This is a genomic window from Bradyrhizobium sp. UFLA05-89, assembly GCF_059803475.1.
In genome coordinates this window covers 1-15,291 of the sequence record NZ_JBANBA010000156.1, presented here as the reverse complement: position 1 = coordinate 15,291, position 15,291 = coordinate 1, and the positions used below count along the sequence as shown (strand labels likewise).

16 protein-coding genes are annotated in these 15,291 nt (G+C 61.1%); 4 read left to right on the top strand and 12 right to left on the bottom strand.

Translation table 11 applies throughout. The features are described from left to right. Positions 1-255: hypothetical protein (locus SO139_RS42330; protein ID WP_498541892.1), on the bottom strand; the 255-nt coding region annotated here is incomplete at its 3' end. Between the two features lie 274 nt (positions 256-529). Further along, positions 530-1,261 (bottom strand): Crp/Fnr family transcriptional regulator, encoded by a 732-nt coding sequence (locus tag SO139_RS42325; protein ID WP_498541891.1) that lies wholly within the window; start codon positions 1,259-1,261, stop codon positions 530-532. A 442-nt stretch (positions 1,262-1,703) separates the two neighbouring features. On the opposite strand from SO139_RS42325, the gene SO139_RS42320 reads away from it, so the two are divergent. Continuing rightward, positions 1,704-1,949 (top strand): hypothetical protein, encoded by a 246-nt coding sequence (locus SO139_RS42320; protein ID WP_474804920.1) that lies wholly within the window; start codon positions 1,704-1,706, stop codon positions 1,947-1,949. Between the two features lie 485 nt (positions 1,950-2,434). Here the strand turns inward: SO139_RS42320 and SO139_RS42315 are convergent, their stop codons facing one another. The 9 genes from SO139_RS42315 to SO139_RS42275 form a co-directional block, all read right to left on the bottom strand. After that, positions 2,435-2,824 carry a hypothetical protein gene (locus tag SO139_RS42315; RefSeq protein WP_498541890.1) on the bottom strand — a complete coding sequence of 130 codons (390 nt, stop codon included), beginning with the start codon at positions 2,822-2,824 and terminating at the stop codon, positions 2,435-2,437. Continuing rightward, positions 2,814-3,338 carry a hypothetical protein gene (locus SO139_RS42310; protein WP_498541460.1) on the bottom strand — a complete coding sequence of 175 codons (525 nt, stop codon included), beginning with the start codon at positions 3,336-3,338 and terminating at the stop codon, positions 2,814-2,816. Before SO139_RS42310 ends, SO139_RS42315 begins: the two co-directional genes overlap by 11 nt. 307 nt (positions 3,339-3,645) lie before the next feature. Further along, the gene (locus SO139_RS42305) at positions 3,646-6,813 is read right to left on the bottom strand and encodes a hypothetical protein (protein ID WP_498541889.1); all 3,168 of its coding nucleotides are present in this window, start codon (positions 6,811-6,813) and stop codon (positions 3,646-3,648) included. Continuing rightward, on the bottom strand, positions 6,810-7,493 hold the full coding sequence (locus SO139_RS42300) for an MT-A70 family methyltransferase (protein WP_474802336.1): 684 nt from the start codon (positions 7,491-7,493) through the stop codon (positions 6,810-6,812). The genes SO139_RS42305 and SO139_RS42300 overlap by 4 nt, the downstream gene beginning before the upstream one ends. A gap of 60 nt (positions 7,494-7,553) precedes the next feature. Beyond that, on the bottom strand, positions 7,554-7,799 hold the full coding sequence (locus SO139_RS42295; RefSeq protein ID WP_474802330.1) for a hypothetical protein: 246 nt from the start codon (positions 7,797-7,799) through the stop codon (positions 7,554-7,556). A gap of 52 nt (positions 7,800-7,851) precedes the next feature. Next, the gene (locus SO139_RS42290) at positions 7,852-8,568 is read right to left on the bottom strand and encodes a hypothetical protein (RefSeq protein WP_474802328.1); all 717 of its coding nucleotides are present in this window, start codon (positions 8,566-8,568) and stop codon (positions 7,852-7,854) included. Then, a complete protein-coding gene (locus tag SO139_RS42285) occupies positions 8,565-9,821 on the bottom strand; it encodes a tyrosine-type recombinase/integrase (protein WP_474802326.1) in 1,257 nt (418 codons plus the stop codon). Before SO139_RS42285 ends, SO139_RS42290 begins: the two co-directional genes overlap by 4 nt. A gap of 284 nt (positions 9,822-10,105) precedes the next feature. Further along, positions 10,106-10,630 (bottom strand): DUF2441 domain-containing protein, encoded by a 525-nt coding sequence (locus tag SO139_RS42280; RefSeq protein WP_498541888.1) that lies wholly within the window; start codon positions 10,628-10,630, stop codon positions 10,106-10,108. After that, positions 10,627-11,769 carry a RelA/SpoT-related domain-containing protein gene (locus tag SO139_RS42275; RefSeq protein WP_498541887.1) on the bottom strand — a complete coding sequence of 381 codons (1,143 nt, stop codon included), beginning with the start codon at positions 11,767-11,769 and terminating at the stop codon, positions 10,627-10,629. The genes SO139_RS42280 and SO139_RS42275 overlap by 4 nt, the downstream gene beginning before the upstream one ends. 161 nt (positions 11,770-11,930) lie before the next feature. Between SO139_RS42275 and SO139_RS42270 the strand changes: the two genes are divergently transcribed. Together SO139_RS42270 and SO139_RS42265 are read left to right on the top strand one after the other, a co-directional pair. Continuing rightward, positions 11,931-12,314 (top strand): hypothetical protein, encoded by a 384-nt coding sequence (locus SO139_RS42270; RefSeq protein ID WP_474801596.1) that lies wholly within the window; start codon positions 11,931-11,933, stop codon positions 12,312-12,314. 213 nt (positions 12,315-12,527) lie between these two features. Then, complete coding sequence (locus SO139_RS42265; protein WP_474801594.1) at positions 12,528-12,902, top strand: hypothetical protein; 375 nt, start codon at positions 12,528-12,530, stop codon at positions 12,900-12,902. Here SO139_RS42265 and SO139_RS42260 read toward each other — a convergent pair. Next, positions 12,899-13,159 carry a hypothetical protein gene (locus tag SO139_RS42260; protein ID WP_474801592.1) on the bottom strand — a complete coding sequence of 87 codons (261 nt, stop codon included), beginning with the start codon at positions 13,157-13,159 and terminating at the stop codon, positions 12,899-12,901. The genes SO139_RS42265 and SO139_RS42260 overlap by 4 nt on opposite strands. 889 nt (positions 13,160-14,048) lie before the next feature. Between SO139_RS42260 and SO139_RS42255 the strand changes: the two genes are divergently transcribed. Beyond that, complete coding sequence (locus tag SO139_RS42255; RefSeq protein ID WP_498541886.1) at positions 14,049-15,206, top strand: ATP-binding protein; 1,158 nt, start codon at positions 14,049-14,051, stop codon at positions 15,204-15,206. Positions 15,207-15,291 lie beyond the last annotated feature (85 nt).

The window sequence follows — 15,291 nt, the reverse complement described above, 5'->3', positions numbered from 1 at the left end:
GGCCTCGACCTCGACGATCTTCGCCTGCTGAGCGGCGATCGCCTTGCCGAAGTTGTCGCGCGTCAACGTGCAAGAGGCGACCGTCGCCTCCAGCTTGGCGCGCACCTTTTCGTCGGCATCCAGGTCGGCTTCCAGCAGGTGGTGCTGGAGCTTCGCTTCGGCGTCAATGAAGGCCGCTTCTGCGGCTTTATGACGGCTGTGGAGGGTCGCGGCGCGCGCGCGCAACGCCGCGAGTTCGTGTTCGAGTTTTTCCATGAGGGATTTTCGTCGAAAGAGTGATGCCATGCCGCCAGAGTACGGCCTGTCGAATGCCTGGCGAAGTCTGGACTTGTGGAGGGCGCCAAACGGCGGGCGATCTTAGGGTGACTTGGCAGGGGTTGTTGTGGCGTGCGCCAACCATGACGGGAGCCCGAGAAGCGTCCGCTTCTACGCCCACAGCGGGCGCAAAAGCGAACGTGCCCGGATGTCGCAGAGGGCCAACAGCGGTCCTGGAGCGCGCGCCGGGGGCATCGAGCGCTTGCACGGCCTTTCAGACCGGTAGTTGCTTTTTCATGTGCAGATAATCTGGATTGAAGTCACCCAACCGCTGAAGCTCTCGCCATTTGAGAACGACGAGTTCACCGTCGCGGAAATCCATCGTGCCCGACGCCCGCAGCTGTTGAAGCGCGCGGTTGACGGAGGCGATCGCCATCGCGAGGGTGTCTCCAAGCTGACGGAGTGTCAGCGGTACCGCGCACTTGTTACCCTTGTTGAGCTGAGCGACACGTGCCCGATAAAACAGTTCGCAAAATAGATGTGCCATCCGGGTCGGCATTGCTCTTGCACTGTTGTTCGTGATGGCCTCCCGGAAGATTGCGGCATCCAGCAGCGTTTCCCGCCAGATTGCGATTCCCAGAGTGGGGCGACGCTCAAAAGCTTTTAGTATTTGTCGATGAGGTATGAAGGCGACCGCAGCGGCGCCAATCGCGCAAAGGGCATGATCCATCTTTTCGATGAAGAGTCCCTGGGCATCGGGTAGATCGCCCGACATGTGGAAGGAAAGATATTGCCGGCGTCCTCCCTGCAGAAGGTGATAGCGTGCAGCCATGCCTGAGATGACCAGCACCGCGTGTTCTGGTTCATCTCCTTGACGAATAATGTCCTCGTCCGGCGCGACCTCCTTAGTTGCCATAGACAGATCGCGGATCTCTGCAATGTCTTCGTGCGGAAGACGAGAATGCTCCTTCAGATTGCGTATGAGGGTCTCGTGAGCGTTATCCAATTGCACTCCGATTTTTCGATTTGCGTGTCAGCTCGGGTGGTCACAAGCGGGCCTCAGCGATACCCACTTAGGTCAGCTTCGGGGCCAGGAGCGGAAATCAACGTGGGCTGAATCACCACACGTAAGCGCGGGCTCAATAGTTTTTCAGGAGGAATGCGAACTGGCGCAGCCTTGCTGTCCCGCCGCTGAGCGCTCTTGCAATTGGGGCAAACGAAGAGGTGAGCGATTAGCGACTGCGCATCGTCCTGCACCAGCTCGGATCTGAACCATCGCATGCCGACGTGGCAATTGGGGCAGACCGGTGCTTCGAGGTGCTCCAGCGAGTTCTTTAGCCGCTCCATTCCCCGCCCCTCTGTTCGGGGAAAAGTAGCAATATTCCCATAGGGGGCAAAGTATCAAAAGATACACAGGGCCAGAAAAAACTTGCTCGACATGAACGGACTTGCTCGACGCCAAATCAGGGGTGCTTTTACTGTCTCGGCAATCTGATTTCCCGGACTGTCATCTCGGCCAGAGCTACGGCATCAGTCACGCCGCGCATGTGAATGTCGATCATCCTCTTGGCGACGAGATCACAGAGGGGATCCCTTCGATCCACCAAGTCGAGCTTGCGAAGGGCGTGGTTGAAGGCCAGCTCAAGAACATGTTCTTGTTCGTGGGTCAAATCGATATTCGAAATCAGCCGTGAAATCGGCATGACGGTGCTCCCTATTTGAGTGGGCGGGAGCACAACTGGTCTCTCAGTCACCGATTGAAGCCACGGACCGGGCGATGATGGAGCGGACGCTGAGCCTCGGCGGCTTGGCAGTCAATCCCCCGAGAGTGCCAAAAAGAGCGATTAGGAGCCTTTCAACGTCCTATCCAGCTGGGGTTGCGGCTTGGCCTCGAGGGAGTCGGCGCGTAGCCGGTACTCTTCCGCGATTTCGAGCAAGGCCGCTTTTGTGCGCTCGTCAGCAGACAGAGCTGCTTGACAGCGGGCGGCTTGTTCGAGGTGTCGGAGTTCTCGTTCCATGGGAAGAGATTACCCGGCCGAAACGCCGCCGCATTAAACTATGCAAATGTGGACGCATCGTCCATTCGGTCAGGAGATTGAAGTTCGCTTCGGGTCACGAACGACAAAACTCAACGTTGAGCATATTCGATCTGCTTTCGGGTGCATAGCGACCGAACAGCTCACGCCTCCTGCGCCGGCACCTCGACCAGCGACTCTTGCGATCGCGCCCAGGCTTCGTATTTTTTTGCCCGCTGCTCTGCCCGAAGTCGCACATCCCGGCCACGGCGGCGCCGGTCGAGAGTGCCTTGTTCGAGATCATCGAGCAGTCGCGGGACACTAGCCAGCCAGCGCCCCGCCAGCTTGACGCCCAGCGGGCGCTTCGTTCCTGCCATCAGCTCACAGAGCTTGCGGAGCTTCTCATCACTGCACTCGAAAACGTTGCCGGCAAGCCCCAACGGCAGCAGCTCGCCGCGAAGTATCTGGTCGATCACGTCTTCCACGGCGGGAGGTGTCCAGCCCAGCGCGGCGAGCGCCGCGAGAAGCTGGGAAATCGCAAGCTCACGGTTCATTGGGAGCCCACTCGGTCTTTTCCACATCGCCTTTGACCGCAAGGATGATTACTTCACTGGCGAATTCCGGGTCCGCAATTTCCTCAAGGGCGGCGCGAACAGCGTCGTCGATGATACGAAAGCACTCCTCCTGCGACTGTCCCATAAGCAGGTAAGCGATCGATCCCGCAATGCCCAGAAGCCGATCGCGCATCGCGATGAGCTGCGCTTGTAAGCCACGGAGGACAGGCTCGATCGGAACAAACTGACCGGCCTCGATTGCATCCTGACGTTCCTCGCGGCGCCGCTTCGCTGCGGTCAGAGCAACGCGTTCAGCCGTGAGCTGATCGCCTGCAGAGCCGCCAGACCGCCCCGAAGCGACCTTGCGAAGGTGACGGAGATAGGTCACCCGCACGGCGTCAAGGTCGTAGCCACCCTGCTCGGCCGGTTTCTCAATGATCTTTCGTGCGATCAATTCCGCAAACGCGACGCGGGAAAGATCGATGTGGGCCGCTGCTTGAGCCGCAGATGCCATTTGCAAAATGCCTCCTATGTTACGACCAACCCCTGCTGGTTGTGCCACGAACGAATACCGCTTGCGCTCGGACGGCCCCCGCAGCCCCGGTAGTGCGTTCCAGGACCCGGCGCATTTGCGGAGGGTCGGATTTCTTTCGCCGCCGAGCGACAGATGGCGATGAACACCGGGAAAGACGGGAAAAGCGGGAAAGTCTTGGCCGCTTCTGACCAGGACGCGGCGTATTTTCTCATGTCCGCCCTCCGAAATTTCACGTAGGTCGGAAAAATGAGGCTGAAAACTTTCCCGTCTTTCCCGTCTTTCCCGGTCATTCGTCACCCGACAAACTTTCGGCACCCAGCGTGACGACCTCGTACTCGTTCCCATCCTTGTTCTTGTCGGGCGCTGCCTTCCGCAACACCGCCGAGCAGTTTTCGCCCTCCATGAATGCCGGTCGGTTGGTCAGATGCTTCTGAAAGAGCTTGCCAAGGCTGCGGGCTGTCGGATGTTCGAGGGGCTTTCCGATCAGATCACAGAGCGCGTCAAACAACGCCTCGGCACGGGCTGCCTTGTCCTCGTCCAGGAGCGAATTCCGCTCCGCCAGGAAATTCACGACGGCTCGGGTCGTGAACCATCTGCCGTCCCATTGCCGATGCAGGGCCGTCAGCGCGCGAGATGTCGCGCTCGATTCCTCCTCCTCGGATTCGCCCAACCGCAGCAGTTCCGTGCAGTCCAACTTAATGTCGAGCAAGCCAGCGGCGTATTCGACCGGCCAGCCGATCAGCGCCCACCATGCCTTGAAGCGCGTTTTCGCGACCTGGCCCTCCGGGCGCTGCAGAATCCCGCCGATCAGGATCGTATAGAGCGCGGACAGGATTTTTGCCCGGTTCGCCTGCGTCCACGCCATCGGATCGGCATGAGTGAAGCTGCGGTTCTCAGGGTCGGGCCGATCGACGTTGAGCGAGATGACGAATGAACGGCTCGCCATGTCGCCGCGCGGCATGATCGAATTGCCCGTGAACATCTGAACGGTCGTTGCAGGGACGGTCTCCACGCGGGAAACACCGAGGACGCGGTCAGAGATTTCCGGCGCGGTGAGTGCCGCCTCGATGTGCGGGCAGCTGACGGTCGCACCCCGATTGATATTGTCCCAGATCAGGGCCGCGAGACCTTGGCGAAGATAGGAGAACAGCGCTTTCTTGCGCTCCTCGGCGTTGTCGGACCACGCCGCCGCTGCGGGGCGCCGCCCGAGCGTCGCAGCGATGATCATGCTGACCAAGGTCGTCTTGCCTCCGCCCCGCTGGCCTGCTGTCACGAAAAAGGCAGGACGCTCCGGCAGTAGCGCACGTTGCAGCAGGGTCAGCGCCAGCAGAATCGCCACGCATTTCCCAACACGATCGAGGGCCACATCGACGAGCCAGTCGTCCAGAAGAAAGCCAAGAGCGGCCTTGATCTCCTCGTCGGTCGGTTTTGTTTCAGGCACGCACTTGCGCAGAGCAGGGTCGATTCGGTGAAACAGCCCGGTGGCGCGGTCGAGGCCGACGCCTTCGATCAAACGTGCTGACGCGGTGATCAGGGGACACGTGTTGATCGCACGGACGACCGGCACCGCACTCCTCGGATGTTCCATCAGCGCAACGATGTAGGGCGAAGGCAACGACGAGAGATAGATCGATCCGTCCTTCTTTTCCGCGATCCAGCCAACATATTTTTCGATCAGCAGCTCGACGCCCGTCGGCGACAGCGCGACCAGCACCGGCTCCGTCGGCGGGCTCAGGGTGTCGGTCTGCTCCTCGGTCGCGTTGGCGGTTTGCGAGGTGAGCAGATGCAGTGCCCACGGCTCTTTTTCTTCCACGCGCACGAGAGCCCCGGATGCGTTTCGCATCGGCGGCTCCTGGGTCTGGTCGTTCGCCAGAACCTCATCGAGGAGGGACACGGTCGGCGTCAGCTCACCATAGGGTTCGGGCCGAGGCAGGATCATGCGGCCATCGGCTTTCGCCTCCATCGCGGATTCGCGCGCCCTGGCCCGACGTTCCGCGCGCATTTTCTTGATCCGAGCTCGAATGGCTCGAATGCTCGCCTTGGCCTTGGTGGCCACGAACTTGGCGAACTGATCCTCCTCATCGTCCTCAAGCTCGGATTGCGCCAGGATTGCCATGGCGTCGTCGACGCTGGCGCCTTCAATCTGCTCAAGTGCGGCCTTCGCCGATTTCAGGTCGTGGCGCAGCCTATAGATCGTCCGGCCGTGGGCGAACGAATGGATGAACAGATCACCGTCATCCCCGCGCATCACCATGGCCTTGCAGCGGCCGTAATCCAGGCCCTCCACCGGATCGGCCAGTGTCTCGCCGACATAGCGGTCGGGGTCGGCCAGCACGGCCTCGACCGTCACGACTTCATCCAAATGGTCGAACTGCAGCTCGTCATCGGAGTACAGCACGCCTTTATGCCGCGCCTTGACAAGACGGCGGGCTGTCGCGAGGGGTATGCCGGACTTGTCCGAGAACTTCTTGGCAAGCTCCTCGTCGTGCTTCTGACGTTTTTTGGCCGCAGTTTTCCCGAGCGCCTTCGCGCTGGCGGCCTTGGCTTCGTTGACGCGCTGACGCTCAAGTTGAGTCAGCCTGCGCACGGCGACCGTGGAGTCGATCGCTTCGCCTTCGATGGCTTCCGGTGCGCGCTTAGCCTGATCCTGAGCCAACGGTGCAGCAATGACGGGAGCGCCCTCGAAGCAGAGGCGTTCGCCATAGGCCACCATGCGATCGACGATCGAACGGTCGAGCAGCTGACCGGCACCCCCGATCAGATGCCACCCAAAGCCCACCAGCCAGCACCGATCATGCAAATCCTTCAGGAACCGCTCGGTGTCGGCACCGTCTTGGACAAGCACATAGTGATGCATGCCATTCGAACCGGGGACCAGCTCGCTCGTGTCACTCCGAAACAGGCCGGAGGTGGTGCTCGCGCGGGTGACACGCGCCACCTTTGCAAGCTCCGGCGCCACCGCCAACAGCGCATTCCACATGCCGCCGCCGGCATCGATCCGCTGGCGAATCTCTTCCGGCATTCCTTTCGTGTCGAAATCAATCAGACACCAAGCAGGGAGACCGGGCTGGTAGTCGATGTAGTTCCGGGACCGGGTGATGGCGCCAGGGTGATCGGCGAGTCTGCTCGGGATCGTCACGGATGCGGAATCGGGAAGCTCCGGCTTCAGGGCGCCGAGTGCGATCGCCTGATCGGAACGGCAGCCGGCGATGATCAGAGCAAGCGCGCTGGCAGTTCCCACGAACTTGCGGGCAGCCGTGCCGTTGACCATCCGGCAATCGGAGCCGTCGCTATGGAGCTTGCCCTCGGCGCCGAGCCAAATGCGCTTCGACATCACGGGCGATGCGTCGCGCTTCGTGATCAGCGTGATCTGCGGGACGTGCGTCCTGTCCCCGGTGTTTTTATCGACCTCGACGGGCTGGCCGCTCGGCGGATGGGGATTGTGCGCGTTCACGGCCGCACTCCCGCTTGCTCACTGCTGGGCACTAAGATGGTGTGCTGCTCGGCGCGGCTGGAGGCCGAGGTGAACTTGCCGACCTCATCACCCCAACAATCCCAGCCTTCGCGCTTCTCACGCGCGAACACGTCGGCACGGCGCAATCCCGGCGTCTTTTCGGTGATGACTTTGTAGAATTCGTTCGGCTTACGCGAATGCTCGCGCGCGACACCGTCGAAGATCGACGGCGAGAGAAAACAGCGCGGCTTGCCGACCACGCCCAGCAGAACAAGCTCGTGACCGCTCTGCGCCCAGCGCCCGGTGCCCCAGCGGACTTTGCCGTTGGGAGTGACCTTGCGCCAAACGAAGCTGGTTTTGTAGGTGACGCCCCAAGCCGCCATCGCTTCCAACGCATGCGGCAGCATGGCGCCGGTCGCCCAGAGATAGACAATGGCGTCAGGCTTCAACAACTCGCGCACCGGCAACGCCACGATGTCGGCAAGCGGCATCGTGCGATACTGCCCCGCTGCCGATTTGCTGGTCTGCCCAGCTTGACTCCACGTGCTAAAGTGCCAGGGCGGATCGATCACCAACACATCGTAACTGCGCGCCGACAGCGGCGCGAAGCGCCAGACGGCGGTTTCAGACGCAGGGATTTCTTGCGCGCCCTCAGGCGCGCTGGTATTGCTGACAAACATCAAAAGAGATTCCGGTGAGAGAAATCGGAAAGGGCAGCTGGCGGGCTGCCTTTTTCGTCGCTAGGCGACGCGCTCTGCGGCCTGCGCCGCCTGTTCGCGCTCGCGACGCCACGCAGCCGCCGCTTCTTTCGAAATCAGCACGCGCGTCCCGACGTTGAACGTGCGGGGCATCTGCTTGCGGCTCTTGTAGAAGAGCTGCACCGAGATGCGGTGACGCGCGCAAAATTCGTCAACGCTGTAGGCGTCGGCGCCATCGCTTGCGTCGTGCTTGTCAGATTTGCGGCCGGTAACTTCGGGGCGCGCCATCTTTCTCTGTCCTCCGTGACCATATGGCTACTTGGAGGACCAGCGTAGACTTCTAACTATTGCTTTTCGAAATGGGTTTTTGTCGCCCAATTTTCTTTTCTAGGCGAACGCTATCCACCTTTGGGAAAATCTTAGTGCCGAACAACCGATCGATATCCTGGCCCAACCTGACAAACCTGCTGGCACGGCCATCCGGCGGAATCACCCGACCGCCTCTCTTTCCGGTCAGGGCGGTATACGCTGTCCGCACCACTTCAATGACATCGTGTGCCGCTAGGTCTGGCTGGCGCTGTTTCTTGTTTCCCGTGGCCTTCTTTCTCCGTTCGAGTTCAACTTCGAGCGCCGGCAGCACGGCCTCGGGCTTGGGGACTACGACAGTGAATCCCGACGCAGAGAAACTGCGGAGCAGCTTCGCCCGATCCAGAGATCGCGTCCAGCGCTCTAGCAGGAACGGTCTGCAGACTCGCCAAACAGAGCGTGGCTGCGCCGCCCATTCTCGCGTCCATTCATCAGGGCTAATCTTTCCGCAGATGGCCTTGCGCGCGGTGCGAGCCAGATCACGAAGTTCTTTGGCGGGACCTACCGGCTTCGTATGTCGCGGTCGGGCGTAGTAGCCGTCGGCGTCGATTCCGATGTCGTGGCCTCGGGAGAGTGCGGCAAGCATAGCCGCATGGACGAGGCGCGCCTGCTTTTCGGCGATGGCACGATCACCAAGTCGAGCAAGCAGCTTGACGAGTTGGTCGTGAATCGATCCGGCCACGGCGATCAACCGGCCAGCGCCACGACGCTTGCGCCGCTCGGCGGCTCGTGCCGCAGCAGCGCCGCGCGCGAGATGTCGTCGCTGTGGTCGGTGATGTGCTTGGAATAGGTCCGTTCAATCTGCACGATGCTGGTGTCGTGCGTTGCGGCGACGATCCGAACCGGCACGTTGCGCTTCAGCGCCCTGACGATGCTCGAATGCCTCAAGGCGTAGAGTGTCGTTTCGTCGGGATCGCGGCCGATGCTCTTGACGATTTCGCGGACCTCCTCGCGGTAGTCGTCACTCGGCCTGTCGCTCCACGGCTGGCCGTCAGCCTGCAATAGCAGCGGCGCGTCAGGCTTGCGACCCTTGGCGGCCTTCTTCAACCTCGCCGCCAGCGCCTCGCTGATCGGCACGCTGACGCGCTCGTGCATCCGTGCGGTTCTGTTTTTGCTGCCGCCCTTCGCCGATTTCGGGACAGTCAGTCGCGGCTTCGCTCCGCCGTGCAGGTCCTCGACCAAGAGCCGCGCGGCTTGGCTCGGTCGCGCACCGGTCTCCGCCAGCACATGGACGAACAAGCCGAGCGCGGCATTGTGCGCATAGCTGGCGTCAATGAACCGGCCCACCGTGCTATCATCGAGGATGACGTTGCGCGCGACCGTGGCGTCGGGAAGCGCTTCCAAGCCGGTTTGCCATGCCGCCTTGTTCCGGATGCGCGCATCGTGCGATGCGGCGAGATTCAAGGCGGCGCGGAGGCCCTTGCAGTAGCGGACGACGCTAGAGGGCTCCAGTCCCCTCGCGAGCAGGCTGTTGCGCCAGACATTGAGTTCCTTGGCGCCGAGCAACTGAACCGGCTTAGATAGTAGGACCGACGTGAGATGCGAGCGCGGATGGCGCGCGTTGTAGACGCTGCCGCCGCGTGCAATCAGATCGCGCTCGTAGGCATCGAGCGCCTCGCCAACGGTCGCCGGGCGGCTATCATCACTGACCATGCCGGGCTCCCGGCGCGCGAGCGACTTAGCAACGTCCTGCGCCTGATAGAAGTCCAAGATGGTCTTGCCATCGCAGGCGTCGAAGTCGTCGGCTTCGGCGAAGGCTTTGGTCCAGTAGGAGCCATGGCCGTCGCTGACCTTAGCCACCCAACTGCCGTTGGTCTTGTTGCGGCGATAAAGGAGCGCCATGCCGCGCCCCAGCGAAGAACCGGTGTACGGCTTGCGGCGAACTGCTAATTTCAGCCGCGCGCTGCGGCTTTCGAGCAGGCTGTTACGGACTTTGCGTGCCATTTGTGTCCCAGAAAGTGTCTCAATGATGTGTGTAAAAGCCGATAGAGACACACACTAACATATGGAAGCGTTTCTAGGAATATCAAAGGCTTATGCGATGCCGATAGAACCGTATGGAAGCCGGTGGAATGCTGGTTCTCCCCTTGCGGGAAAGTCAATGGCGGAAATAACCTAACGCTATCAAAGCGGAAGCTCTCCAGTGTCTAGCGGGTGTAAAAAGTCGAAAATCCGCTGACACTGACGGGAGATGGCCCAACTGGCTTCACTGCGGAGGGTTCGAGCACCTATTCGATTTTTTTGGAGACTTTGACGGTGCCGCCGACCAGAATTTCCCTTATGCCGGTTGGCGCGTCGGTCCAATATGATTTCGCGGTGGCGACGTTTGTATCGACGCTGGGGCCCTGTGGGACGTCCGTTAGCGCTTCGTAGTTGCCCGCGTGCGCGCTCAGAGTGTCCTCAACCTCGACTTCGTAGATGCTTGCGCCCTTTGCGAATCGGTCGCGAAACGCTCTCGCGCTCGCGAGGTCCTCGGTGCAGAAAACGCAGTTCAGCCGGCTTGGCGCATCGGGAGCCGTTAGCTGTCTTGCTACTTCGAGCGCGACTTCCCAGCCTACAATCTTGGCATCGTTGACATCTCCGTAGCCACGAAAACCTTCCCCTTTGCCAAATTGTCGGGTTCGCTTGCCCCAATTCCCCGGCGCGATGCTGTCGCCGGGTTTCCAGTGCCCACTACCGACGTGATAAAGCCTTCTCATTATGCCCCCTTTGAAATGTGCCCAGCCGGTGATGCGGAAGTCGCTGCGGATCAACGCAGCGGTTTGCGACGACGAAGCCACGAATCGTCCGGCCGCTCACGCGGTCGAATCGGGGCAGTCGGCTGCGGTGCCAAGGTGTAGCGTCCGTCGCTGCCGGTGATCTCAGCCAGTCGGGTTTTGAACAGCTCCACGTCGCCGAAGTAGTTGGGATACGCGGCTTTAAGATTCTCGATGTCGTCAACTTCGACGAGGACGGTGTTAAAGCCGTTGCTGCTCGATGTTGAATCCGGGCTTTCCGCCCTGTCGTAGGATTCGACTGCGACCATCGGCCCCCACTGACCTCTCACGCTCACGAGGTTTTGGGCGCGGTTGTACTGAATCAGAAAATAGTCGGGCTTGTTGTTCGGGTCGAAAACGTAGCTGTCAGTCGTTTTCACCGCTTGGCGAAGGTCTTCGAGCGATTGCACGGCGTTCAGTTGCGTGCCCAACGCCTTGATCTCCTCTAGCCGCGGACGGCGGGCATCATCCTCCTGCGCACATCCCTCCAACAACATGAACTCTTCCGACATCAGCTTAAACAGCTTCCGCCATTCTGGGCTGCCCTGTCCCGCTTTCATGTCTTCGCCGCGAAACAACCCGACTGCCTCGACAGCGGTCGCCCACGAGTGCTGCAAGCGGGTTCTGATCTGAATCTCGACACGGCGATCGTTGTAGACTTCTTCGTCACCGCGCCCCTTGAATTTGAACACCATGTGGTAACTGCGATACCCGTCCGGCTTCGGTTCGATGATGTACGGGTCTTCGCGGTGCAGGATGTGGGTCGGAAGCGCACGCATTGCCAAGACGACCCTGCCGACATCATCGATGGACTCAAGCACCGCTCTGCAACCAGCCAAATCCTGAATTTGATTCAGGTGGGACGAGATCGCACGCAGCTTCCTTCTGATCGAGGGCATGCGCTTCAGGCGCGCGACCGTAAAGCCGCCGGCAACTTTCTCCCGTCTGATCTGGCCTGCGAGCGCACGCCTGATCTTGTGCATCGGAAGCGCGTGGGAGTCGCGATAGTTATTGGCGACCCGAAAAACCTGCCTGATGGACTCGGCCGTTTCGTCGGTCCAGATAAGGTCGCCAGCTAGGGCCTCGCCCGCTCGACGTACGTCGCCCATAGTGTATTCAAATCGCGGAAAAGCCACCGGCCATATCCTCTTTCAAAGACAACTTCGCCCGATCGGGGGTCGGGCCGAATCTCGAAAAGTGCAATATACCGCCCATGCCGTCGCTGCGAAACAATGTCGTAGAGGGCTTTCGTCCGGCATTTGGCAGGGTGTGATGACATTCGATGGGGGGAGAATCCATGGTCCAATTAACTCGGGTCGCCTTTTTAGTTGTCCTTTGTGCTCAATCGGCTGCGGCAATGGCTGCTGCGATCACCGTGCCCGACGATATGTCACTCACAATCGACAGGCCAATACAGCAGATTGTCAGCCACTATCGCCTCGACGAACAGACGGCGGCTCTTGCCAAGAGGGCTGCAGCCGGGTTCGCATACGTCGGCATGTGTCGCGGTGTTGGCTTTGAAGATTCAATGGGAGCCATCCAACTCGTCATAGGCGCAGACCCGGATGTGCCGTATCAGGCGGCTGCTCTTGCTATCCTCGGCGTCTACACGCGGTCAGCGTTTGGAGGCCAAAATTCGGCAGTCTGCGCGAAGGTCTATGAGGACGCGACCAAGAAATAACGCTCGCGATTAGCGCGCCCGCAGCGCCTGTCCGCGCAGCGGCTGATGCGGGCCTCTGATCGGATGCGCGCTCAGCGCACGGTGATGGGATGCCTCGGCGCGATCTCCGGTGTCTGTAGTGGTGAGTCGGATTGACCCATGGGCGGGGCGCGCTGTGAGCCTCGCGGGGCATATTGTGCTAGACGTTGGCGGGTTTGAGAGGGGCGAACAAACATGCGATTGGCTATCGCAGCATCACTAATGCTTCTTTCGTCCATGGCTCACCCTGCAATAGCCCGTGGTGGCGGCCATTGCGACGAAACCTGTGGCGGCATCTTCATTGGAATTGCCGGGATAACGGTCTTGATAGCACTAGCAACTTTTATCGAAAGCGCGTGGCGGTACGAGAAGTTGAAGGCCAAGACCCCGACCATGATGCCGCGCCGGAATTACGTAGCCTTAACGGCACTTCTGTTGATTGCGATGGTTGCTTTCGGGTATTTCATTCCCGGCACCTTCTTCGCGGTCGTGGTCTATACACTCCTCGTTGGATGCGCCATTGCAGCCGTCAATTGGCTACTTTCCTCCGGCAACCGCCGACGACGCTAGGACTCACCACTCGTGCCTACCGGCCTCGGCACCTTGGCCGCGATCATGGCCTCGATGTCATCGCGGTCGCGTCCAGTGAGGCGATGCAGCCGGCCGAGTCGGGCGCGGGCGTCGTGCCAGAACTGTTCGGCCTCGCCAACTTCGCCGAGCTTGCAGACGCGCCGCGACACTGGCCGGCCTTCGATCAGCGTCCGTTCCCATAGCGTCGCGGTGATGGTCCTCGGTGAGCTAGTCCACGCGATGGCGAAGATGGGCATGGCGGTGCTCCCACTTTGCGGCGATCAAGGTTGTAACAGCAGTGTCGTTACAAGGTCGAAACGCAGATTTTCTGCGTGGCGTCTTGGATCGCTTGGCGAGGCCGCTGAGCGCGATGACGCCTCGACCGGTTTCGGTGGCGGCCGAATGGATTCGGCGCACGGGCGGGGCTGGCTCGCGCGGCTTAGGCGGGATTTCTCGCAACCCGCCTGATCGGCCGCGCAATTTATAGCCTGACGCATCACGTATACGACGCAGTGACGTTCAGCAGTGCTGACGTGCGCAGCAGCGCTGACATTATTTTATTTTTTGCGCGGTCTATACGACACGTGTTCGTATCAGCGACAGGAACCTGTTCGCGCGTCAGTGAAAATTCGCACGTCATCACGTCGTAGCCGGATTTTCGCCGTTCTTGACGCATGGTCGCCTCGGCGTAGCATCGTCCACGGTTGATCCGAGGCGGTTTCTCGCACCAGTCCAGAGCCGAAAGCGACCAGAGCCAGAAGCGACCCTGTCCCTCGGGACCATGTCAGAAACGGCGAGCGTCCAAAGGCGAGCGCAAAGCGAGCGATCAACCAACTAGGCACGGCAACGCCACGCAAGGCGACGCATCGCAACGCATATGGACCGCTGAAGGAGTTGCGACCTTCGGCGGTTCTCGCGTGTCTGGCGGTGTGATCGGCTTGGGGCGTCACCGCGCGCGAAGCGAAGTGGTCGTATGCACTATCCAACGAGCTTCAAATAGACCGCTGTATACGCCACCACGATGTGTAACAGCCTTGCAGGGCTGCGTTGATGCATCAACGTCTCGCCGTTGGCGTTGCCGACGCTACGATCTTCAAAATCCTGACCCCTGATTTAGCTTGCTCACCGCCAATCGAAAATCTGAAAATGTTCGAGCGTGCCGACTGGACCAGCTTCCGGACTGTCGAGGGGCTGCAGCAAAAGGCTGGTGTCGCTCTGTACAGGCTGCGCCGTCTGATCCTGAAGGAGCTGGCCGACAACGCGCTCGACACCGGAGCCCTCGTCCGTATCGGCGAGCTGTCCGGCGGCGGCTACTTCGTCGAGGACGACGGTCCCGGCTTCGACGGCACCCCGGACGACATCGCCCGGCTGTTCAGCATCAACCGGCCGATGCTCTCCACCAAGCTCCTGCGGCTGCCGACACGCGGCGCGCTCGGCAACGGCTTGCGGGTGGTCGCTGGCGCGGTCCTCGCATCGGGCGGCTTCCTTGTCGTCTCCACGGGCAATCGCCGGATCGAGCTTCGTCCTGAAAGCGACGGCTCGACCACGGTCGTCAGCGTGACGCCGGTCGATGTCCCGGTCGGCAGCCGGATCGAGATCGGATTCGGCCCGGCCATCCCGGAAGACGCCAACGCGCTCAACTGGGCGGCCATCGCGATCATGATGCAGCGAGGACTATCCTACGCCGGCAAGTCGTCGCCGTACTGGTACGACGCCCCGCAATTCCACGAGCTGTTGTTGGCGAGCGGCGATACTCCCGTGCGCGAGCTGGTCGCGCGCCTCGATGGCTGTACCGGCGGCCGGGCGGGTGACATCGTCGGCGCGGCCGGACTGAGCCGCATGGCCTGCATCGAGATCAGCCGCGAGAACGCGGTGCGGCTACTAGAGATCGCGCGGGACGAAGCACGACCCGTCAAGCCGGGGCGGCTCGGCGCGGTCGGTCCTGACCTGTTTCCTGACCGGGCCTATGGCACGTCGAGCGGAGTCGCGTCGTTCGGCACCGAACCGCGCGCCGCGATTCCGTTCGTCGTCGAGGCGTGGGTCAAGGTGGACGCGGACATGCGGCTAACCGTCTGCGTCAATCGCACGCCGGTCGCTGGCGACATCGAGGTGGCCCGCGACAAGCGGGACATCGACGTGTTCGGCTGCGGCCTCGCGCACACCGTGGCCGAAGCGCCGAAGGGTTCCGACTTCCTGATCTGGCTGCATGTCACCACGCCCTACATGCGATCACGTCGGACGGCAAGGTGTCATTCGGCCTGCAATATTGACCCCCTAAGCCGGGGGATCGGCGTCCAAAATTGACCCCCCGTATTGCCTCATCGAGAATGTTACCGGAGGATTCCGCGCCGATGACTGGGGCAGCGTCACCGAATCAGGTCGGTGGCGC

Excerpts from the sequence above, each read along its gene's own strand:
- SO139_RS42315 (WP_498541890.1), bottom strand. The coding sequence starts at position 2,824 with ATGAACCGTGAGCTTGCGATTTCCCAGCTTCTCGCGGCGCTCGCCGCG.
- SO139_RS42310 (WP_498541460.1), bottom strand. The coding sequence starts at position 3,338 with ATGGCATCTGCGGCTCAAGCAGCGGCCCACATCGATCTTTCCCGCGTC.
- SO139_RS42300 (WP_474802336.1), bottom strand. The coding sequence starts at position 7,493 with ATGTTTGTCAGCAATACCAGCGCGCCTGAGGGCGCGCAAGAAATCCCT.
- SO139_RS42295 (WP_474802330.1), bottom strand. The coding sequence starts at position 7,799 with ATGGCGCGCCCCGAAGTTACCGGCCGCAAATCTGACAAGCACGACGCA.
- SO139_RS42285 (WP_474802326.1), bottom strand. The coding sequence starts at position 9,821 with ATGGCACGCAAAGTCCGTAACAGCCTGCTCGAAAGCCGCAGCGCGCGG.
- SO139_RS42270 (WP_474801596.1), top strand. The coding sequence starts at position 11,931 with ATGGTCCAATTAACTCGGGTCGCCTTTTTAGTTGTCCTTTGTGCTCAA.
- SO139_RS42265 (WP_474801594.1), top strand. The coding sequence starts at position 12,528 with ATGCGATTGGCTATCGCAGCATCACTAATGCTTCTTTCGTCCATGGCT.
- SO139_RS42260 (WP_474801592.1), bottom strand. The coding sequence starts at position 13,159 with ATGCCCATCTTCGCCATCGCGTGGACTAGCTCACCGAGGACCATCACC.
- SO139_RS42255 (WP_498541886.1), top strand. The coding sequence starts at position 14,049 with ATGTTCGAGCGTGCCGACTGGACCAGCTTCCGGACTGTCGAGGGGCTG.